At 71.3% G+C, this 21,423-nt stretch carries 15 protein-coding genes and 1 riboswitch; of the genes, 3 read left to right on the top strand and 12 right to left on the bottom strand.

Translation table 11 applies throughout. The features are described 5' to 3' along the window. Positions 1 to 71: 71 nt before the first annotated feature. Both AB0B61_RS50335 and AB0B61_RS50330 read right to left on the bottom strand, forming a co-directional pair. On the bottom strand, positions 72 to 1,586 hold the full coding sequence (locus AB0B61_RS50335) for a serine/threonine-protein kinase (protein WP_358448287.1): 1,515 nt from the start codon (positions 1,584 to 1,586) through the stop codon (positions 72 to 74). After that, entirely contained in the window at positions 1,586 to 3,109 is a 1,524-nt protein-coding gene (locus AB0B61_RS50330; protein ID WP_358448285.1) for a hypothetical protein, read from the bottom strand. Before AB0B61_RS50330 ends, AB0B61_RS50335 begins: the two co-directional genes overlap by 1 nt. Positions 3,110 to 3,215: 106 nt before the next feature. On the opposite strand from AB0B61_RS50330, the gene AB0B61_RS50325 reads away from it, so the two are divergent. Then, complete coding sequence (locus tag AB0B61_RS50325; RefSeq protein ID WP_358448283.1) at positions 3,216 to 5,216, top strand: hydantoinase/oxoprolinase family protein; 2,001 nt, start codon at positions 3,216 to 3,218, stop codon at positions 5,214 to 5,216. Next, on the top strand, positions 5,209 to 6,903 hold the full coding sequence (locus AB0B61_RS50320) for a hydantoinase B/oxoprolinase family protein (protein ID WP_358448281.1): 1,695 nt from the start codon (positions 5,209 to 5,211) through the stop codon (positions 6,901 to 6,903). Before AB0B61_RS50325 ends, AB0B61_RS50320 begins: the two co-directional genes overlap by 8 nt. A 126-nt stretch (positions 6,904 to 7,029) precedes the next feature. Here AB0B61_RS50320 and AB0B61_RS50315 read toward each other — a convergent pair whose 3' ends face one another. From AB0B61_RS50315 to AB0B61_RS50270, 10 genes are all read right to left on the bottom strand, one after another. After that, complete coding sequence (locus AB0B61_RS50315; RefSeq protein ID WP_358448279.1) at positions 7,030 to 7,680, bottom strand: adenosylcobinamide amidohydrolase; 651 nt, start codon at positions 7,678 to 7,680, stop codon at positions 7,030 to 7,032. 120 nt (positions 7,681 to 7,800) lie between these two features. Continuing rightward, the gene (locus AB0B61_RS50310; RefSeq protein ID WP_358448277.1) at positions 7,801 to 8,637 is read right to left on the bottom strand and encodes an ABC transporter ATP-binding protein; all 837 of its coding nucleotides are present in this window, start codon (positions 8,635 to 8,637) and stop codon (positions 7,801 to 7,803) included. Further along, on the bottom strand, positions 8,634 to 9,632 hold the full coding sequence (locus tag AB0B61_RS50305; protein WP_358448311.1) for an iron ABC transporter permease: 999 nt from the start codon (positions 9,630 to 9,632) through the stop codon (positions 8,634 to 8,636). Before AB0B61_RS50305 ends, AB0B61_RS50310 begins: the two co-directional genes overlap by 4 nt. Positions 9,633 to 9,643: 11 nt before the next feature. Beyond that, positions 9,644 to 10,612 (bottom strand): ABC transporter substrate-binding protein, encoded by a 969-nt coding sequence (locus AB0B61_RS50300; protein WP_358448275.1) that lies wholly within the window; start codon positions 10,610 to 10,612, stop codon positions 9,644 to 9,646. 72 nt (positions 10,613 to 10,684) lie between these two features. Then, positions 10,685 to 10,805, bottom strand: a riboswitch (cobalamin riboswitch). Between the two features lie 7 nt (positions 10,806 to 10,812). Continuing rightward, the gene (locus tag AB0B61_RS50295) at positions 10,813 to 11,676 is read right to left on the bottom strand and encodes a Gfo/Idh/MocA family oxidoreductase (protein WP_358448273.1); all 864 of its coding nucleotides are present in this window, start codon (positions 11,674 to 11,676) and stop codon (positions 10,813 to 10,815) included. Positions 11,677 to 11,961: 285 nt separating this feature from the next. Next, complete coding sequence (locus AB0B61_RS50290; RefSeq protein WP_358448271.1) at positions 11,962 to 12,777, bottom strand: SDR family oxidoreductase; 816 nt, start codon at positions 12,775 to 12,777, stop codon at positions 11,962 to 11,964. Beyond that, a complete protein-coding gene (locus AB0B61_RS50285) occupies positions 12,774 to 14,012 on the bottom strand; it encodes a cytochrome P450 (RefSeq protein ID WP_358448269.1) in 1,239 nt (412 codons plus the stop codon). The genes AB0B61_RS50290 and AB0B61_RS50285 overlap by 4 nt, the downstream gene beginning before the upstream one ends. Beyond that, positions 14,009 to 14,965, bottom strand: coding sequence for a phosphotriesterase-related protein (locus AB0B61_RS50280; protein WP_358448267.1), 957 nt, complete (start codon positions 14,963 to 14,965; stop codon positions 14,009 to 14,011). The genes AB0B61_RS50285 and AB0B61_RS50280 overlap by 4 nt, the downstream gene beginning before the upstream one ends. A 30-nt stretch (positions 14,966 to 14,995) precedes the next feature. Continuing rightward, positions 14,996 to 15,757: a phytanoyl-CoA dioxygenase family protein gene (locus AB0B61_RS50275; RefSeq protein ID WP_358448265.1), complete on the bottom strand. Its 762-nt coding sequence runs from the start codon at positions 15,755 to 15,757 to the stop codon at positions 14,996 to 14,998. A gap of 399 nt (positions 15,758 to 16,156) precedes the next feature. After that, the gene (locus tag AB0B61_RS50270; RefSeq protein WP_358448263.1) at positions 16,157 to 16,885 is read right to left on the bottom strand and encodes a hypothetical protein; all 729 of its coding nucleotides are present in this window, start codon (positions 16,883 to 16,885) and stop codon (positions 16,157 to 16,159) included. Between the two features lie 69 nt (positions 16,886 to 16,954). Here AB0B61_RS50270 and AB0B61_RS50265 point away from each other — a divergent pair, with 69 nt between their 5' ends. Next, the gene (locus AB0B61_RS50265) at positions 16,955 to 21,367 is read left to right on the top strand and encodes a cation-translocating P-type ATPase (protein WP_358448261.1); all 4,413 of its coding nucleotides are present in this window, start codon (positions 16,955 to 16,957) and stop codon (positions 21,365 to 21,367) included. The last annotated feature ends 56 nt before the right edge of the window (positions 21,368 to 21,423 follow it).

The following is a 21,423-nucleotide window of genomic DNA, read 5'->3' as shown; positions in this document are numbered from 1 at the left end:
AGGCATCTTCTACGGGAAAATATACATATAGGGACGCCCAAAACCGACAAACACGTCCGCATGGTGAGATGTCAGGAGAGGTGGACGCTCTGCCTGACGCGGCCCTCGATGCTGTCGTCGCAGCGGTTCTTGGCGCAGAAGTACAGCACCAGCAGCGGCTTGGGCCGGCGGTCGATGACGTAGCTGACGAAGCCGAGCCGGTTGCCGCTGTTGCGGTCGCGCAGCGAGCCGTCGTACCGGGTGGCGTCGCTGTCGCCCGCGCGGTCGGGTACGGGCTGGTCCACCACGATCTCGCCGGGCAGCAGCCCTTCGAGCATGGCCTTCATCTGGGCGGCGGTCGCGCTCGCGCTGAGCGCGTCGGAGACCTGCACGTACACGCCCACGGCGTTGTCGGCGTCACTGGTGATGACCTCGTTCACCGTGGTCCAGTCCGCGGCCGCGCCGGAGACGAACATCGACTCGAACTCGGCGGCGTGCGGCGAGGCCACCACGAACAGGTCGCCGTGCGTCTTGACGGTCCAGTCGGCCGGGTACTCGAAGGTGAGCGGGGCGGCGGTGGTGCTCTGGTAGCGGGCCCAGGAGTCGCCCTTCTGGGTCATGATGAGCAGCACGACCAGGGACAGCGCCGCGATGGCCGCGATCACCGTGGCCACCACGAGCGGCAGCTTGCTCGGGCCGGAGGTGGCGGAGGCCGCCTTCTGGCGCTGGCGTACGGCCGACGACGGGGTGGGCGAGGGCCCGGCGGGCTGGCCGCTGATCGCGTCGCGCAGCGCGGTGACGAACGCCGTGCACGATGGGTAGCGCTGCTCGGGCGACTTGGCCAGCGCCCGCATCATCACGCCGTCGACCTCGACCGGCAGCTCCGGCCTGACCTGCGACAGCGGCGTGGGCTGCTCGGCCAGGTGCGCCCAGAGCAGCGCGATGTCGTTGTCACGCGGGAACGGCAGCCGCCCCGACAGCGCCTCGTAGGCGACGCAGGCCAGCGCGTACTGGTCGCAGCGCCCGTCGATGTGCTCCTTGTTGATCTGCTCGGGCGCCATGTAGCGGGGCGTGCCGATGAACTGGTCGGTCTGGGTCAGCCCGGAGATGGACGTGCGGTGCTTGGTGATGCCGAAGTCGGTCAGGTAGACGTGGTCCCCGGCCAGCAGGATGTTGGCCGGTTTCACGTCGCGGTGGATCAGGTCGTGCGCGTGCGCGGCGTCGAGCGCGGCGGCCACCTGGGCGATGATCTGGTTAGCCTGCGCGATCGGCAGCGCCCCCCGGTCGTAGATGAGGCGGCGCAGGTCGAGCCCGTCGACGTAGCGCATGGCGATGTAGAGCACGCCGTCGGCGTCGGCGTTCGCCTCGTAGATCGGGATGATGTTGGGGTGCTCGATGCTGGCGACCGTCCGGGACTCCAGGATGAAGCGCTGCCTGAACCGGTCGTCGACGCTGAGCACCGGGTTCAGGATCTTCAACGCCACCCGCCGGCTCAGCCTCGGATCGAGCGCCAGGTAGACGACGGCCATGCCGCCCTTGCCCACGATGTCCTCGATGTAATAGCCGGCCACCTCCTGGCCCACGAGTGATCTGTCGTTCACGGGCATCACGTCTCGATGGGGTGGCCGCAGTAGCCGCAGAAGCGGTGCGCGGCCCCCAGCCGCATTCCGCACGCGGTGCAGTACTTGACGGACGGCTGGTCCTGCGCGGTGAGCACCTGCTTCTGCTGCGGGACCACCTGGAAGGGCTGCGACCTGCGGACCACGACGGTCTGGTTCGCGCCCTCGTCGAGCGGCACCGGCGGAGAGGTCGGCGCCGACGACACCGCCGAGGCCGAGGCCGCCGCCGCTGCCGCCGCGACCAGCGGTGGTGGCTGGTCCGGTTGGTCGTCAGGAGTACGGCGGCGCCGCCACAGCAGGAACGCCCCGGCGCCCGCGGCCACGAACAGCACCCCGGCGGCGACGATGAGCGGCCAGAGCGGCATGCTCCTGGGCGCCGGTGCCACGGTCTGCCTGCTGCCCGCGTCCTCCGGGCCGCCCCGCTTCTGTAGCGAGGTCTGCAGCAGCTTGGCCGCCACCACGTTGCCCGGGTAGAGCTCCAGCACGCGCTGGAAGCCCGGCGCGGCCTCGGTGTAGTACTTGGTGTGGTAGCGGGTCAGCGCCGCCTCGAAGGCGGCGTCGATGGCGCCACGGCGCGGTGCGACCCCGGCCTTGGCCAGCGCGGCGAGGATCTCCCTGACGCCGATCATCCTGGCTTCCTTGCCGCCGCCGATCAGCATGCCGATGACGTGGCCGTCCTTGTCGCCGATGACCGGCGCGCCGAGCAGGCCGCGATCGACCAGGGCGCCGAGCTTCACGGGCTCGTCGACCTTCTTCTCCGGGTCGGCGAAGCTCCGGCCGGCGTCCTGTCCGCCGCCGCCTTTGCCCAGGTGCGCGATCTCCACGGCCTCCTTGACGTTCGCGCCGGGCCGGTCGGTGAACCCGGCCACATTGGTGGGCGAGCCCTGCTGGTCGGGCACCTTGTCGGCGAGGGGCGCGGTGGGCATGCCGACGCTGCCGACGGTCCGGCCCGTGGGGATCAGGACGGCGGGGCTGTCGGGCAGCGGGCCGGTCTTGACGATGTCGGCCTTGATGCCCTTGGGGTCGGCCGGGGAGACGTTCGGAAATATCGTGACGTTGGTGGTGACGTTGATGATGCAGGTCGACACGTTGGTCTTGGGCGGGTAGCACTCTTTCAAGTGGTGCTCGAGCAGGTCGTCCTTGACCTTGTGCCGCTCGAAGTCGATCGGGATCTTCACCTTGTGGTGCTCGGCGAAGATCTTGTTGGCCGCGTAGACCGCCACGTCCTTGTCGGTCTTGACCACGCGGGTGAGGGTGACGACGGCGCCCTCCGGGTTGACCACAATGCCCGTACCCACGCCTAAGGGAACGTCGTAGGACCGTTCCACATGCATCAGCTCACCTACGTGATCGAGCAGAGTGATCTCGATGTGAGAGGAGGCTTCCACGCGAACCACGGCCGGGGTGACCAGGTCGGTGATCCCGCTGGGGTGCTCGTGCGCCGACGCGGGCAGGGCGAGCAGGACGAGTGTCGCCGCGACACCCCCGGCAAGAGCTGTGAGACGTGCCATCTCCGCTCCAATTTCGCAGTTATCGAAATAAGGGTCTCAATCACCTGCCGGAAGTCAATAGACGTGCTCGTAGACAAGCGCTTGCTTGGACGTCTACGGTACCGGAATGGGCTACGCGATCGGCATCGACGTAGGCGGTACCTTCACCGACGTGGTCCTGCGCGGTCATGTGGGCGACGTAACGGTAATCAAGTGTTTGAGCACCCCCTACGACCCCATCGCCGGAATTACGGACGGTGTTACACGGGTGCTCGACGGCGTGGACCCCGCGCTGGTCACCCGCGTCGTGCACGCCACCACGCTGGCCACCAACGCCGTGCTCGAACGCAAGGGCGTGCGGGTGGCCTACGTCACCACTCAGGGCTTCCGCTCGGTCGTCCCCCTGGGCCGATACGCCCGGGTCGAGGAGGACCGCTACGACCTGCGCTTCACCCCGCCGCCCCCGCCGGTGGCCGCGGGCGACTGCTTCGAGGTGGTGGAGCGGGTGTCGGCGCGCGGGGCCGTACTGACGCCCCTCGATCTGGAGTCCGTACGGCGGGTGGCGGCGGAGATCGCGCGGCGGGGCATCACGTCGGCGGCGGTGTGCCTGGTGCACTCCTACGCCAACCCCGACCATGAGCGGCAGGTGGCCGCGATCCTCCGCGAATCGGTGGAGAACGTGGTCGTCTCGTCCGAGGTATGGCCGGAGATCCGCGAGTACGAGCGGGCCACGACGACCATCATGTCCGCCTATATCGGACCGATCATGGCCTCGTACCTCTCCAGGCTGCGCGACCAGCTGGCCTCGCTGGGCGTGCGGGCGCCCGTCCACGTGATGGAGTCGAGCGGCGGCGTGATCTCCGCCGAGCTGGCCGCCAGGCGGGCGGTCGCCATGATCGAGTCCGGCCCGGCGGCCGGGGTGCTCGCGGCGGCGGGCAGCGGGTTCGCGAACGTCATCTCCTTCGACATGGGCGGGACGACGGCCAAGACCTGCGTGGTGCGTGACGGGCGGCCGGAGATCACGCACGAGTTCCACGTCGGCGGCAAGGGCAGCTTCGGCGGGCGGCGGGCCGGGACCGGCGTGCCGATCAAGACCCCGGCCATCGACCTGGCGGAGGTGGGCGCGGGCGGCGGCAGCATCGCCTGGCTCGACGCCGCCGGAGCGCTGCGCGTCGGCCCGCACTCGGCCGGCTCCGAGCCCGGACCCGCCTGCTACGGGCTGGGCGGCTCCGAGCCGACGGTCACGGACGCGAACCTGGTGCTCGGCTACCTGACCTCGGCGTCGATCCCGCTGTCCGCGCCGCTCGCCGACAAGGCGCTGGAGCGGCTGGCCGGGCCGCTCGGGGTGTCCAGGGCGGCGGCGGCGCACGCCGTGCACGAGATCGTCAGCGCCTCGATGGCCTCGGCCGTGCACGTGGTGACCGTGCAGCGGGGGATCGATCCGCGTGGGTACGCGCTGGTGGCCTTCGGCGGGGCGGGGCCGATGCACGCGGCGCGGGTGGCGGAGCGGTTCGGGATCGAGACCGTGGTGGTGCCCGCCCACTGCGGCGTCGCGTCGGCGGCCGGGCTGCTGGTGGGCGACCTGTCGACGGACCGGGTGCTGTCGCGGCTGGACGCCGGGGATCCCGCGGAGGTGTTCGACTCGCTGGCCGCTGCGGCGGCGGAGGATCTCGGGGTGTCGCCGTCCGATCCGGAGGTGCGGGTCTCACGGTCGGTGGACGTGCGGTTCCGGGGGCAGTCGCATGATCTGACGGTGCCGTGGAGCTCGTCGCGTACGGAACTGGAGGCGCGGTTCTTCGACCGGTACGAGCGGGTTTATGGGATCTCGCAGCGGGGCGAGGTGGAGATCGTCAGCTACCGGGTCCGCGTCACCCTGCCCGCCGCCCCGGTCCCGGCGGTCACCGACGTCCCCATGGCTTCTTCGGGGCCTTTTGGAGTGCGGTCCGCGTACTTCGCCGAGGTGGGCGGGTATGTCGAGGTGCCGGTGCACACCCGCGACACGCTGGCGGTGCTTCCCGGCCCGGGGATCATCGAGGACGCCGAGTCCACGATCGTGGTGCCGCCCGGGTGGACCGCCACGCTGGGCCCGGCGCGGGCCGTACATCTGACCAGGGAGCCGCATGAGTGACGTGCTGACCGCCGAGGTGCTGCGGAACGCGCTGGTGGTCGCCGCCGAGGAGGCCAGCATCGTCGTCGTGCGGTCGGCGTACTCGACGTTCATCGTCGAGGGGTCCGACGCCTCCGCCGCCGTCCTGGACGCGCGCGGGCGGCTGATCGCGCACTCCATGGCCACCACGCTGATGAACAGCATGGCGCTCAAGGTCGCCCTGCCGGAGCTCGTCCGGGACGTGCCGCTGGAGATGATGCGTCCCGGTGACGTGTACGTGCTCAACGACGCCTACCGGGGCGGCGTGCACACCAACGACCTGCTCGTCTACCGGCCCGTCTTCGTCGGGGACCGGCCCGTGTACTTCGCCGCGACCATGATCCACGTGTCGGACCTGGGCGGGCTGTCCGCCGGGGGCATGGCACCGCTGGCCACCGACATCTTCCTCGAAGGGCTCCAGCTGCCTCCCGTACGGCTGGCCACGGCCGCCGGTCTGGAACCGGCTGTGGAGGCCATCCTGCGGGCCAACAGCCGTACGCCGGACAAGGTCATGGGTGATGTACGGGCACTCGTCGCGGGCACCGCCGTTGCGGCGGCCCGGGTCGGCGCGCTGGTGGCGGAGTACGGGGCCGCGGGGCTGGCGAGCGGGATCGACGACTACCTCGACTACACGGAGGCCAGGACGCGGGCCGCGCTGGCCGACCTTCCGGAGGGCTGGTTCGAGGCGTCGTACCCGATCGACGACGACGGAATAGACCCCGAAAAATCGCATGATGTCCGGGTGGCGATCACTCTGGAACGCCATGGCGGGCGCGTCGAGCGTCAGGCGCCCGAGATGCGGGCCGTGGTGGACTTCGCCGGGACCGGGGCGCAGGTGCCGGCGGCGATCAACGCGTCCGCGTCCCAGTCGCTGGCCGCCGCCGTGTTCGCGGTGCGCTGCTTCCTCGATCCGACGATCCCCATGAACGACGGCTGCCTGCGCGCGATCGACGTACGGCTGCCGGAGGGCTCGCTGCTCAACGCCCGCTCCCCCTACCCGTGCGGCGGACGGTACGTGCCGATCTACGCGGCCATGGAGGCCATCTTCCAGGCGCTGTCGGACGCCGTCCCGGAGCGGGCCATCGCGCCCAGCGGCATCCTCCAGCCGTTCTCGATCGCGGCCGTCGGGGCGCCGTACTGGATCCACCTGTCGTACGACTTCGGCGGCGTCGGCGCGCGGCGGGGGCTCGACGGGCCGGACGCGACAGGCGTGCACTTCGGCATCGGCCGCAACTCGGTGCCGCAGGCCGAGCCGGTGGAGAGCCGCTGCCCGCTGATCGTGGAGTCGATCGAGACCATCCCCGACTCCGGCGGCCCCGGACGGCAGCGCGGCGGGCTGGGCTCGCGGACCGTGTACCGGTTCCTGGCGGACTGCCACGTCACCACGCGCGGCGACCGGCTGCGCCTGGCCCCGCCGGGCCGCGACGGCGGGATGCCGGGGCGGGTCGGCGGCTTCTTCAAGCGCCACCTGGACGGGACGGTCGAGCGGCTCGCGTCAAAGGTGAACAACGTGCGGTTCGCCGCTGGTGAGGCGTTCGTGGTGGAGACGACGGGCGGGGGCGGAATGGGCTCCCCGTACGAGCGAGACCGTGAAGCGGTGCTCGCCGACCTCGACGCGGGCCACGTCACGGAACGCGGCGCCCAGGAGGACTACGGCCTCACCCGCTGATCCAGTGATTGCGGACGTTCGCTCTTCCTCTCCCCCGGATCCCCCGAAGGGGGTATCCCTCCACAAGGTCCTCAGCCACCGCGGACCGTCACAGGAGATCGAGGCGGTCGTGGGGCGACCATCGTCCTAGGTCCGGGGGCGCCAGGAGGCCGCGCCCTGGTGGACGGCGGAGTGGACGGCGCGGGCCAGGCGGGCGCCCCAGGTCGAGCGCGGGCCGCCGAAGAGCTCCTGCGGCCCGTCAGCGCGTACGGCCAGGCACAGGGCGTCCGAGGCGGTGCCGGTGCACGGGAAGCCCGCCTCGATCAGCGCCTGCGACTTGGCCTCCGTCATCGTCATCACGGCGTTGACCAGGGCGGCGTCGGTCATCGCGACCGGCACCGCGGCCATCAGGTTGATCGTGCCCACGGGCGGCGCAGTGGTGCTGAGCATCGGGGCCAGTTCGGGGTCGGTGGCGCCCTCAGGGGCGGCGGCCCAGGTGGGGACGCGTAACCCGACCGTCGCCACGACCTCCGCACCGCCGTCTGCCGCCCGCGCGTAGCGCTCCACCGAGGCGGCGGTCATCATCCCGACCCCGCTGCCGTCAGGCCCGAGGTCGAGCAGGTGCTCGACCGGGTCCATCCGCGAGTAGCCCGCCACGACCTGCGCGTTCAGCACCCACGTACGCTCCCCGATCCCCCCGCCCAGAAGCGCCGACGAGATCATCCGCCACCCCGGCCCGAACTCCCACAGCAGCGACCCGAGCCGCTCCCCGTCCTCGACCCGATACGTCAGCTCCACCAGACCCCCTTCAGGACGACGCCCTCGACCCGATACGCCACCAGGCCCCTACAGAACAACCTGATATGCCACCAGATCCCGTCAGGACGACATCCTCGTCCCGATATGCCGGCTCCTCTTTTACGAGACACCTCTTACCAGGTGCACCACGGGTCGGCCTCCGGGACCCGGCGCGATCTCCACCCGGGCGTCGAAGTGGGTGCCGACCAGCGCCTCCGTGAGCACCTGTCCCGGCTGTCCGACAGCGACGGCCCGGCCGCGGGCGAGCAGGAGGAGCCGGTCGGCGTACTGGCCGGCGAGGGTCAGGTCGTGCAGCGTCGTCACCACGGTCAGCTCGTCGGCGAGCCGGAGCCGGTCGACCAGCTCCAGCACCTGCTGCTGGTGCCCGAGGTCGAGCGCGGTCGTGGGCTCGTCGAGCAGGAGCGCGGGCGCCTCCTGGGCCAGCGCCCTGGCCAGGACCACCCGCTGCCGCTCGCCGCCGGACAGCTCCCCCAGCCGGCGGCCGGCGAACTCGGTGAGGTCGAGACGTTCGAGCACGGACCTGGTGACCTCCTTGTCGCGGCGGCTCTCGCTGCCGAGGTAGGGGATGTACGGGGTGCGGCCGAGCAGGGCGTACTCGTACACGGTCATGTCGGGCGGCAGCGAGGGTGTCTGGGGGGCGTAGGCGACCAGCCTGGCCCGGTCCCTGGGCCTGAGCGTGGTCGCGGGCCTGCCGTCGACGGTGACGTCACCCTGGTGGCCGACGACGCCCATGACGGCCTTGAGCAGGGTGGACTTTCCGGCGCCGTTCGGGCCGATGATCGCCAGCCATTCGCCGCGCCGTACCGAGAGGTCGACGTCGGTGAGCACCTCGCGTTCGCCGAGCCGTACGGAAAGGGCGCTCGTCTCGATCATCCGGGCCGGCCGGGCCGCGTCGGCGGCCACGTGGCGATCCACCGGGCCCGTGGTGGCGGTCATGTGGCGGTCTGCCGGGTCATGCGCAGGACGGCCACGAAGAACGGCGCGCCGACGAACATGGTGACCACCCCGATGGGCAGCTCGGCCGGGGCGATGACGGTGCGCGCGACCAGGTCGGCGAGCACGAGGAAGGCGGCGCCGCCGATCAGCGACAGCGGCAGCACGATGCGGTAGGAGCCGCCCGCCAGCCGCCTGACCACATGCGGGATGACGATCCCGACGAACCCGATGAGCCCGCTCACCGCCACGGCCGCCGCGGTGGCCAGGGAGGCGGCGAGCAGGACCGCCAGCCGTACCCGCCCGGCGCGGACGCCGAGGCTGGTGGCCTCCTCGTCCCCCACCGAGAGCACGTCCAGCATCCGCCCGTGCGCGAGCAGCAGCACGGCCGAGACGACGGCGTACGGCAGGACCAGCCAGAACTGGTCCCAGCCGCCGCCCACATCACCCAGGATCCAGGAGTAGATGCGCTGCAACTGCTCGACCTTGAACTGCTGGATGAACGTCTGGATCGCGGTGAGGAACGAGGTGACGGCCACTCCGGCGAGCACCAGCGTGGCGGTGCCGCCCGAGCGCCCGGCGGTGTTGCCGAGCACGTACGCGAGGAACACCCCGCCGACCGCCCCGGCGAAGGCGGCCACCGGGATGCCGACGACGGGGGTCGGCACGAGCACGATGACCACGGTGGTGGTCAGCCCGGCTCCGGCCGCGGCGCCCAGCAGGTACGGGTCGGCCAGCGGGTTCCGGAACACCCCCTGATAGCCGGCCCCCGCGATGGCCAGCAGCCCGCCGACCACGGCCGCCACCAGCACCCTGGGCAGCCGCAGCTCGAACAGCAGCCCCTTCTCCACGGGTGCCAGCCCCGAGTCCACGTTCACGTACGGCAGCCAGTCGAGGGCCTGGAGCACCACCTGCCACGGCGAGATGTCGGCGGCCCCGCCGAGCAGCCCGGCGACCATGGAGACGGCGAGCACGGCCAGCGCGCCCGCCGTCCACATCGGTCTGGACCTCACTGGCGGGTGGCCGCCTTGCCGACGGCGTCACTGATGGTCTGCGCCAGGTCGACGACCCGCGGGCCCCAGCGCGAGGCGATGTCGTCGTCGAGCTGGATCACCTGGTCGCCCTTGACGGCCGACAGTCCCTTCCAGCCGGGGCGCTTGGCCAGCGTGTCCTTGCTCTGCTGGCAGCACTTCACGTCCGCCAGGAAGATCAGGTCGGGGTCGGCCTGGGCGACGAACTCCGCCGACAGCTTGGGGTAGCCGCCCGCCGGGTCCGGCGCCTTGTCGGCGATGTTGGTGAGGCCGAACATGGCGTAGATCTGCCCGATGAACGTACTGGACGTCGCCGCGTAAGGGGTCTGGTCGAGTTCGTGGTAGTAGGTGAGCTTCTTGTCCTTGGGGGCGTTCGCCGAGAGCTTGTCCAGGGACGTCTTCATGCCTGTCACGACTTGTCCGGCCTTTTCGGTGTTGCCGGTGGCGGCACCGAGGTCGGCGATCTCGTCGTACGCCTCGTCGAGCTTGGTGGCGGCGGGCTCCAGCAGGACCGGCACGTTCACCTTGCCCAGCTCCGCGACGATCTTGTCGATGTCGTTGGAGACGATGACCAGGTCGGGCTTCTGGGCGACGATGGCCTCGACGTTCGGCTTGAAGCCGGACAGGTCGGTCTTGGGGACACCGGCCGGGTAGTTGGACTGGTCGTCCACCGCGATGACCTGCGGGCCCGCGCCGATGGCGAAGAGCGTCTCGGTGTGGCTGGCGGAGAGCGAGACGATCCGCTCCGGCCTCTTGGCGATGGTGACCTTGCCGTTGCCCGCCTCGACCGTCACGGGGAAGGCGGCGGAACTGGTCGAGCCGGTCGTGCCGGTGGAGCCGGTGGGGCTCGCGGGTGACGGGGTGGTGGTAGTGCTGGTCTGACCGCATCCGGTCAGAACGAGCGTTCCCAGCAGCGCGCCCGCGAAGGCCGTGCGTACGGGCCTCACGAGAAGTCCTTTCACACTGTCGGAACCGAGAGACCCGCTTGAGAGCGACGGATCACCCTTTTCCACGAGGGTTGATGACGTCAGCGCGGAGGCAGGCGACCTGGCTATGACAGTTGCGGGACAGCGCCGGACTCGCACCGGACTTCGCTGCAACTCTGCGCGTCGGACAGACGCTATCAATGCGCCAGATGGGCGTTAAGTCAAGGGGTGCCCAATTGGGCTTCCGCCTCGGCGATGATCTCCTGCAACCTGAGCCCGTGGGCCGCGTCCAGCGGGTGGCCGCCGCCCTGGCGTACGGTCCGCGCGAACTCCTCGGCGAGGGTCTCGAACAGATCGTCGTCGTCACCGGGCAGCAGCGTCACGCTGCCGGTCCTGCCGTACACCGCGACGCCGGCCGGCGGCAGGTCACCGGCGGCGGCCATGCACATCGAAGCCTCGCTGACCGCGCCGCCCTCATGATCGAGCAACAGTCCGGTCCAGCCGAGCGGGTTGCCGTGCGCGCGTACGCCGATCACCCGGCCGAGCGCGGCGTCGAGCAGATCGACCACGTGCGGCCCGACGTCCAGGAGCGCCCCGCGCTCGAGCCGCCACGGGGTGCCGAACGGGTGGTCGCCCAGCAGAACATTGGAGATGTTCGCGGCGTGACCGCCGAACGCCTCGATATCCGCGCAGCGCGCCAGGAACTCCCTGACCGACTTCATATAACGCATGCTGAGCACCATCTGGGAGGCCACACCGGCCTCCCGCACGGCGTCGGCGAGCCGCCGCGCGTTCTCCAGCGAGTCGGCGAGCGGCTTCTCCAGCAGCAACGCCTTCCCGGCCCGCGCCGCACGTACCCCCAATTCGGCCTGTACGCCCGGCGGCACGCAGAACGCCACGGCCTCGCACGCGTCGAACAACTCCTCGACCCGCTCGAACACCGGCGCCCCCAGCCGGGCGGCGGCCTCCGGACGCCGGGCCCACACCCCGGCGAACCGGAGATGCGGACTCTTGGCCAGCATGGGCGCGTGCGCCCGCTCCGCCCACGGCCCCGCCCCGACCAACCCGACCGACACCGGCTCCATTCATCCCCCTTGATCCGCCACAACCCTATTGCGGCGCCCATGAATGTTCTCCGGGTATCCGGTCTTCCGCTCCCGGGGAGAAGGCATCCCTCTACAGGGGCCCGACCACGAGGGATCGTCTTCCTCCGCTCGCCCGAAGCGGGTACGCCTCTAAGGACCCCAGCCACCACGGACCGTTTCTTCCTCTCCCCCGAAGGGCGAATCCTCTAAAGGACCCCAGCCACCACAGACCGTCACAGGAGGTCGAGACGGTCGTGTGACGAACCACCCCGGAGAACCCGGGGGTCACTCCGCCGCGTCGCGCCATTGGCGCAGGGCGTGCTCGGGGCGGTGGGCCAGGGTGCCGGAGTCGATGACGATCGTCTGTCCGGTGATGCACCGCGACTCACCCGAGGCGAGGAAGGCGACGAGGTCGGCCACGTCGTCCGGGGTGCAGGCCCAGGGCAGCAGCCGCTCGGCCGCCTTGTCGGCCAGCCGCTCCCGGCCCAGGGCCTGTGCGGCGGCGTCGGTCAGGACCAGGGCGGGCGCGACGGCGTTGCAGCGGATGCCGCGTGAGCCGTACTTGGTGGCCACGTACCGCACGAAACCGGTCAGCGCCGCCTTGGAGGTGCCGTACGCGACGTGCGCGACGTCACCCAGCAGGCCCGAGACCGACGAGGTGACGACGAAGGCGCCGCCGTCGGCCATCACGGGGGCCGCGTGCTTGACCATGAGCAGGCAGCCGCGCAGGTTCACCGCCATCGTGCGGTCCCAGACGGCGACGTCGAGGTCCTCGAGATCGTGGTCGCGGCCGTAGGTGCCGGGACCGAGCGCGGCGGCGTTGGAGTGGACGACGTCCAGGCGGCCGAACGAGGCGAGCAGCTCGCCGATCGCCCCGGCCACCTGCTTCTCGTCCGACACGTCGCAGACGAGCGCCGCGGCCGTGCCGCCCCTGGCGCGGATGGCGGTGGCGACCGACTTGGCGCCCGCCGCGTTCACGTCCAGGACGCCCACGCAGGCGCCCTCGGCGGCCAGGCGCGCCGCGCACGCCGCGCCGATGCCCGACCCCGCGCCCGTCACCAGGGCCACCCGCCCGTCGAACCGGCCCGGCGCGCCACTCACCACGTCACCCGCAGGGCTGTCAGTCCCCGGCCCACGATGGACTTGCGGTAGACGATGGGTTCGTCGGCGAGTCTGAGGGTGGGCAGGCGGCGGCCGAGCACCTCGAGCGCGGTGCGGAGTTGCAGACGGCCGAGCGCGGCGCCCACGCAGAAGTGGATGCCGTAGCCGAACACCATGTGGGCGTCGGCGTTGGCCCGGTCGATGACGAACCGGTCCGGGTCGGGGAAGACGGTCTCGTCGTGGGCGGCGGAGTCGGTGGAGAGGAGCACCAGCGACTTCTCCGGAATTGTCACGTCGTGGAGAGAAATATCCGTGGTGGCGTACCGGAACGAACCGAGAGAAGCGCCGTCGATACGCATGCACTCCTCGACCGCGTTCTGGATCAGCGGCGGCGCGACCGGCCAGGCGTCCTCGCGCAGCAGTCGCAGGACGCTGTTGGCGAGCTGGTTCGGCACGGTGTCGTTGCCGCCGAGCAGGATCGTGGAGATCAGCTCCACCACCTCGCGGTGACTGAGCTCGGAGCCGATCAGTGAGGTCATGAGCGAGGTGAAGTCGTCGCGCGGCTCCTTGGCCCGGGACGCGACCAGCCGATCCACGTAATCCAGATATGTCAGGAAACTGTCGGCCAGTTCGAGCTGGCGGTCGGGCGGCTGCGGCGACAGGAAGAGCTGGAACCAGTCCTTCACATGCGCCTGTACGAAGCCCTCGTCCGACTCGGGCACCCCGATGAACCGGGCGGTCAGCTTGATCGACGGCTCGTGCCCGATCTCGGACACGAAGTCGGCCTCGCCTCTGGGCGCCACGCGGTCGAGCAGGTCCTCGTTGAGCCGCCGGAAGTGCTGCTCCATGGCCGAGACCGCCCGTGGCGTGAACGCCTTCGACACCGAACGCCGCAGCCTGGTGTGGTCGGGCGGATCGACGTTCGCCACGAAGCTGGACAGGAAGGATCCGTGCTCGCCCAGCTTGTCGCGTGTCTCGCGGGTGAGGCTGCGGGAGATGGTCAGCGAGCCCTCCGAGGAGAACCGCCTCGGATCGCCGTACGCCCCGCGCACGTCGGCGTGCCGGGTCAGCACGTAGGCACCGAGGTGCTCACTGCGGAACACCGGCAGCTCCCGCCGCAGCCTGCCGAGGAACGCGTACGGCGAGGCGACGTGCCAGTCCGAGCCGACGTCGAAGTCCTCGATCGTGCCAGCGGTTACGTCCTCGGTCGTGCCGTCCGTCGTGCCCTCGATCATGCGAAGATCCTCCGGGGGTTGTCGACGAGCATCTGGTGGATCTGGTCCTCGGTGACGCCCCGCTTGCGCAGCTCGGGCAGGACGTCGCGGGAGATGTGCAGGAGGTGGTAGTTCGGGTGGCGCTGCCGTACGACCTCGGCGTCGAACCGATCGTTGAAGCAGTACGAGTCGTGACTTAGCACCATTTGGTCGGCGTGGCCGCGCGCGCACATCGTCGCCACGATCGACACCCGGTCCTCGAACGGCGAGAGCGTCTCGATGCCGAAGCGGTCCATGCCGAGGTAGGAGCCGTTCGCGGCCAGCTCCTCCAGGTAGGCGACGTCGGTCGAGTCGCCCGCGTGGCCGATGACGACCCTGGTGAGGTCGACGCCGAGCTCGCCGAGCAGCCGCTGTTGCTCCAGGCCGCCTTTGGAGGCGCTGTGAGAGTGGGTGGTGATGGGCACGCCCGTCTCCAGGTGCGCCTCGGCGACCGCCCGGAACACCCGTTCGGTCCCCTTGGTCATGCCGAGATGGTCGGTGGCGCATTTGAGCATGCCCGCCTTGACCCCGGTCCGGCCGATGCCCTGAACGATGTCCCGTACGAAGAACTCCGCCAGCCGATCGGGCCCCCCGAACAGCGAGCCGGGACCCCGGTTGCCGAAGTACGGGGGGAGGGCGTCGTAGGTGTAGAGGCCGGTGGCGGCGACGATGTTCACGCTGGTCAGCTCGGCCACCCGTTGGACGGCGGGGACGTACCTGCCGAGCCCGATGACGGTCAGGTCCACGATCGTGTCGATGCCCTCGGCCCGGAGGTCGTCCAGTTTGGCCGCCGCCTCCCTCGCCCGCCGCTCGAGGTCCCATCCTTCCGGGATGTCCGGCCAGTTCCAGAGAATCTCCGGACTGAGCCCGAACACGTGCTCATGCATGAGCGTGGCGCCCAGCTCGCCCACCGGCCCTCTCACGGTCTCAGGCATGGGCGTCTCTCACCTGTACGTCTGGGGCGCTCACACGCACGGGAACCTCGGGTGGTCGAAGGGCCGGTTCACCTCTAGGTCGAGCCCGTCCGTCTGCTGGTACGGCGTGCCGGTGTAGAGGGCGTTGGCGTCGAAGTACGTGACGGTGAACGACAGGCGCGGCTGGTCGCGGTTATTGGCGGGCGCTCCGTGCACGGTGAGTGCGTGATGCACGGTCGCGTCGCCCGCCGCGAGGTCGAGGGGCGGCGACAGTTCCAGCTGCTTGAGCCAGGGGTGCTGGCTGAGCTGGTCGTCCCCCGCCCGGGTGAAGCTCCGCCCGAGCAGCCCGTACCGGTGCGAACCGCTGAAGAAGCGCAGCGACCCCATGTCCGCCGGTACGTCCACCAGCGCCAGCCAGACCGTCAGCATCGCCGAGCGGTCCATCGGCATCCACGGGAAGTCCTGGTGGAACTCGGTCGCCGCGTGCTCCCCCGGCTCCTTGACGAGCAGGTTCGTGACCTGCACGCGTACGGCCTCCACACCGTGCAGCAGCCGGGTCGCGTTCTGGCCCATGGCCGGGCTCAGGGCCAGCGTCCGGAACGCCTCGTCGCTCTCGGCGATGTCGCGCGACTGCCCGAACGCCTGGTCCACCAGCGTCCGCCGCTGCTTCGCGCGGGCCGCGAGGTAGCCGGCCGCCCGCTGCCTCAGCTCGGCCACGGCGTCGGGGGGCACGAGGGCGGGCAGCCGCACCCATCCGTGCTCGTGAAAGAAGCCCGCCTCGTCGTCCGACGCGGCGCGCACGGGGATCTCCATGCCCACAGTCTTGCACCTGAGCAAGCGCTTGGTAAGTACTCTTTCCTTCCGTCAACTCAAGCCCTCGAATACGGAAGGGGAACCACAAACCGGATACACGGCCATAAAAGTGGGCACGGAACTCTTGTTCGTCGCGCGCAGGGGAGGCGTCCGACGTTCTCGATATGGGGGAGGAATCATGGCCGTTGCCCAGTCTCGAGCGCGTTCGTCCAAAGAACTGGCGATTGACCTGCCGATGATGAGTGTCCAGGTCCGTCCCCCGGAGTTGCGGATGCCGCACGTCGAGATGCCGCGTCTGGGAATGCCACGTCTGGGGATGCCGCGCCTTTCCCGGCGGGAGCTCGGTCACGCCGTGGACGTGGCGCGGACGTTCCTACCGCCGCCCGAGCGGCTCGCGTACTACGGCGCGCTCGGCGCGCTCGCGGCGTTCGGCGTGCTCGACTGGCCGGTGGCCGCCGCCATCGGCGCCGGTGCGCTGATCGCACGGCGCGGCCAGGAAGGCCGGCGCCGACAGGAAAGGGCGAACGGGACTCCCGCCCGCGCCACGGAGGCGCCCGCCGCCACCCGCGGGCGCGCCACGACCGCCACCACACGCGGGCGCGCCACGACCACCGCCACCCGCACCGCGTCCGCCACCACCCGCAGCCGGGCGGCGACCGCCACCACTCGCAGCCGGGCGGCGACCTCCGCCGCGCGAGGCCGCACCGCGACCGCCACGACCGCCACGCCGAAGAGCGACACCGAACCGAAGACCGCCACCAGGTCCAGGAGCTCGGCCACACCCAAGAGCACCACCACCTCCAGGAGCACCGCCGCACCGAAGAGCACCACCACCACGTCCAGAAGCGCCGCCACACCCAAGAGCACCACCACCTCCAGGAGCACCGCCGTACCGAAGAGCACCCGCTCGTCCAGGAGCACCGGCACCACCTCGGGGGAGACCGCCACCTCGGGTAGGCGTACCGCCGCAAGCAGGCGCGGCGCCTCCTCGACGGGCACCGCCTCGACCACCGGCGCCTCGAAGAGAGCCTCCGCCCAGCGCAAGTCCGCCTCCGCCACCACGTCACGAGGTGCTCGGGCGAGCACCGCCGGGCGTACGCGGTCGGGCCGGTGAGATCGGGTTGCCACGTGTTCTGAGCAGCCTGCGCGTTCTGAGCAGCCTGCGCGCCGTCCGGAGGGTTCCGCCGAGGGGACGACATGTGGCCGTTCTCCGCTGACACGGTCCTGAGCGTGCTCCCCGAGCCGGTACGGAGCATGCTCCCCCGTCCGCGCCGGATACAGAAGTGCGCGGGTGGCGTACGCATCGAGCTGCGGCACGTCGGCGGCCCGGGCACGGAGTCGGCCGCGCGCGTACTCGAAGACCGGCTGCGCTCGGCCGGGGTGGACCGGGCCGAGGTCAACGGCGCGCTCGGCTGCGTGTTCGCGGGCTGCGACGCGGCCACGGCCGATCTGGACAAACTCACAGCCATCGTCGACGAACTCGACCTGGACGGCGCCCGCGAAGGTGGCCCGGTGGCGCTCGACGGCGTGCAGCAGCAGGCCCGCGCCGCGATGAGCCTCGGCCTGCACGTCCTGGGCACCGGGCTCGCGCTGGCCGGCCGGGTCGCCCGCCTGCCGAGCGTGTCGCCGGCCGTACCCGCCGTCCTGTCGCTGGCCGAGCACACCCCGCGGATCCGGCGTGAGCTGGAGCGGTACATGAGCATTCCCACCACGGACGCGGTGGTCGCCTCGACTCGCCTCGTCTCGCAGACGCTGGCGGTGCGGCCCTTGTCGATGCTCATCGACTCCGTCGCGGCGGCCATCCGCTTCGTCGACACGTGCGCCGGGCGGCGGGCCTGGGAGCTGCGCGAGGAGGAGTTCGCCGATGCCGACGGGGCGTACCGGCACATCAAGGTCGCGGAGCGGCCCCGGCCGGTTCCGCTGCCGCACGGGCCCGTCGAGCTGTACGCCAATGCCGCGAGCACCGCCACGGTGGTGACGCAGGCGGTCACCACCGTGGTGGGCGGCGGCCACGAGCGGGGGCTCTCCGTGCTCATCACGGGGATCCCGAAGGCCGCGCACTTCGGCAGGGACGCCTTCACCAGTGTCCTCGCGCGCGCCCTGGCCAACCGTGGCGGCATGGTGCTCCACCGCCGCGCGCTGGGCCGCCTGGATCGCGTCGACACGGTCCTCCTCGACGCCGCCGCGCTGACCACGGGCGGGTGGACGATCGACGGGATCGTCCCGCTCGGCGAGAACCTTGGCACGGACCACGGCGCGGACCACCGCGCGAACATCGGCGCGAACCTCGGCACTGACCACGGCGTGGACAAAAGCCTGGACGAGCTGCACGCGCGGATCTACACGCTGCTCGACCTCACCGATCCGGCGGCCCAGCGTGAGCGGGACGGCTGGTCGGCGGAGCCGTATTCGGCGACGCGCGAGCCCGTGGAGGTGCGGCGGTGGCGCCGCCAGGGGATCCGGCCGATCAGGATCTCACGGCAGGGGGTCCCGGTTGCCCTGGTCGGGGTGGCGCCGGAGCTCCACCCGCTGGCCGAAGCCGTGGTGGCCGCCGCGAAGGGCGCGGGTGACGTGGTGCTGGCCGGTGGGGAGGCGTACCTCGGCCCGCGACTCGGTGTGGAACAGGTCGTCGACGGCGGCGCCCGGCTGGTCGCCGCGCTGCGGTCGCTGCAGTCCGAAGGGCACGTCGTGGCGGTGGTGTCCCGCACGTCGAGGCGCGGCCTGCGCCAGGCGGATCTGGGCATCGGCGTGCTCAGGGGGGCGGGGCGGGTGCCGTGGGACGCCGACGTGATCAGCGACCTCGACGGGATCCACCTGCTGCTGCGCTGCGTCCCGTACGCGAAGAAGGCCAGCAGGCGCAGCGTGCGGGTGGCCGCCGCGGCGGGGGTCGTCGGCGCGGGCCTGGCCGTGCTCGGCCCGGCCCCGACGGCGGTGGCGCGGGCGCACCTGGTACGCGACTGCACCTCGGTGGCCGCCCTGGTCACCGGGGAGTGGGTGGGACGGAACGTCAGGCGGACGGCGCCGCCGGTGCCCGCCGACCGCACGCCGTGGCACGCGATGGCGGTGGCCGACGTCCTCGCCCTGCTGCGCACCTCGCCGCACGGGCTGAACCAGAAGGAGGCCGAGCGCCGCAGGACGAAACCGGCGCGGCCGGATTCCGCCGGGCCCACCTCCCTGGTCATGGCGTCCCTGGAGGAGCTGGCCAACCCGTTGACGCCGGTCCTGGCGGCGGGCGCGGGGCTGTCGGCCTCGGTCGGTTCGGTCCTGGACGCCGTACTGATCGGCGGCGTGATGGTGGTCGACGCCGTCATCGGCGGGGCGCAGCGGCGCGGCGCCGACCGGGAGGTGCACCGGCTCACCGAGGTCACCGCCGTACGGGTCCGGCTGCGCAGGCCCGGCGGCGGCGTCTCCGGTGTCGCCGACGACCTGGTGAAGGGGGACGTGATCGAGCTGCGCGCCGGTGACGCCGTACCGGCCGACGGCAGGCTGATCCAGGCGGTCAGCCTGGAGATCGACGAGTCCACCCTGACCGGCGAGTCGCAGCTCGTGTCCAAGACCGCGGCGCCCACCGTCGCCGCCGCCATCGCGGATCGCCGGTCCATGGTGTACGAGGGCACCACCGTCGCGGCCGGCCACGGCCTGGCCGTGATCGTGGCGACCGGGGAGGAGACCGAGGCGGGCCGGACCGCCGGACTGGCCGCCGAGGGGCCGCCGGTGAGCGGTGTGGAGCTGCGGCTGCGCAAACTGAGCCGCCGTATCCTGCCCGCCGCGATCGGGTCTGGCCTGGTCCTGATGGTGACCAACCTGCTGCGCGGCTCTCCCCTGTCCGCGGCGCTCGCCCCCGCGGTGAGCCTGGCCGTCGCCGCGGTCCCCGAAGGGCTGCCCTTCATCGCCACCGTGGCCGAGCTCGCCTCCAGCAAACGGCTCTCCCAGCGCAACACGCTGGTCCGCAACCCGTCGACCATCGAGGCCCTGGGCCGGGTCGACGTGCTCTGCTTCGACAAGACCGGGACGCTGACCGAAGGCCACATCAGCCTGCGCCAGGTCTCGGACGGAAGCCGCGCCCGGCCGCTGGAGACGTTGACGCCGGAGCTGAGGGTGATCGTCGGCGCGGCGCTCCGGGCGGGCCCCCGCTTCGAGGGCGGGCGGGGCATCCCCCATCCGACCGACCGCGCCGTCGTGGAGGGTGCCGCCAAGCTCCACGTGGCGCCCAAGGACGGCCTTCGGGAGTGGCATCGGGTGGACGAGCTGCCGTTCGAGCCCGCGCGCGGTTACCACGCGGTGCTCGGCCTGTCCGAGTCGGGTCACCTGCTGAGCGTCAAGGGAGCCCCCGAGGTCGTCCTCGAGCGCTGCACCCACCTGATCCGCGGCGGCGAGCAGGTACCCATGGGCGCGAGGACCAGGCGTGAGCTGGAGAAGGAGGTGGAAAGGCAGGCCTTGCAGGGCTTCCGCGTGCTCGCCGTGGCCGAGCGCGAGGCGTCCAGCCGCGCCGATCTCGACGAGTCCCGCATCCAGCGCCTGTGCTTCCTGGGCTTCCTCTGCCTGGCCGATCCCGTACGGCCCACGGCCAAGCGGAGCGTCGACGGCCTGATGCGCGCCGGCGTGCGGGTCATCATGATCACTGGTGACCATCCGAGCACGGCCGAGGCCATCGCCGCCGAGATCCACGTTCTGAACGGCCAGCGGGTGATGACGGGACCCGAGCTCGAACGGCTGGACGACGACGCCCTGACCAAGGCGCTGCCCGAGGTGGCGGTGTTCGCGCGGACCACGCCCGAGCACAAGGCCCGCATCGTCTCCTGCCTGCGGCGGGCCGGCAAGGTGGTGGCCGTCACCGGTGATGGCGCCAACGACGTCCCGGCGATCCGGCTCGCCGACATCGGCATCGCCCTCGGACCGCGTGCCGTCCCGGCCGCCAGGGCCGCCGCCGACATCGTGGTGATCGACGATCGCATCGAGACGATCATCGACGCGATCTCCGAGGGCCGGGCGATGTGGGGCTCGGTCCGCGACTCGCTCGGCATCCTGCTCGGCGGGAACGTCGGCGAGATCGTCTTCACCGTCGGATCCAGCCTGCTGTCCAGGCGCAGCGCGCTGAACGCCCGCCAGTTGCTCCTGGTCAACCTGCTCACCGACATGCTGCCCGCCATGGCCGTGGCCGTTCGCCCCCCGAACGCCGAGAGCCCGGAGAAACTGCTCGCCGAGGGGCCGGAGGTCTCGCTCGGCACCGCCCTGACCCGGGACATCTACGTACGCGCGATCACCACCGCGGCGGCGGCGACCGCGGCGTGGCTGCTCGGCCGGATGACCGGGACGCCGGGCCGCGCGTCCACCGTCGGGCTCATCGGCCTGGTGGGAGCGCAACTGCTGCAGACGCTGTCGGTGGGGGACGGGGATCGGCTGGTGTTCCTCGCGTCGGTGTCGTCGCTGGCGGCCCTCATGGTGATCATCTCCGTCCCGGGGTTGAGCCAGGTGTTCGGCTGCCGTCCGGTCGGCCCGTTCGGCTGGGCCATCGGGCTGGGCTGCGCGGGGGCGGCGGCGCTGGTGGCGGTGCTGATGGAGCGGGTGAGCGCGGAGCAGTCATCAGCGGTTCACCATATAGACACCTGAATTGTGGCCTTATCGCAACTTTTGTGGCCGATTATCCTCATATTGATAGGTTTACT

This window comes from Nonomuraea sp. NPDC049158, assembly GCF_040648335.1.
GTDB lineage: Bacteria > Actinomycetota > Actinomycetes > Streptosporangiales > Streptosporangiaceae > Nonomuraea.
This window is presented reverse-complemented; position numbering and strand designations above follow the sequence as displayed.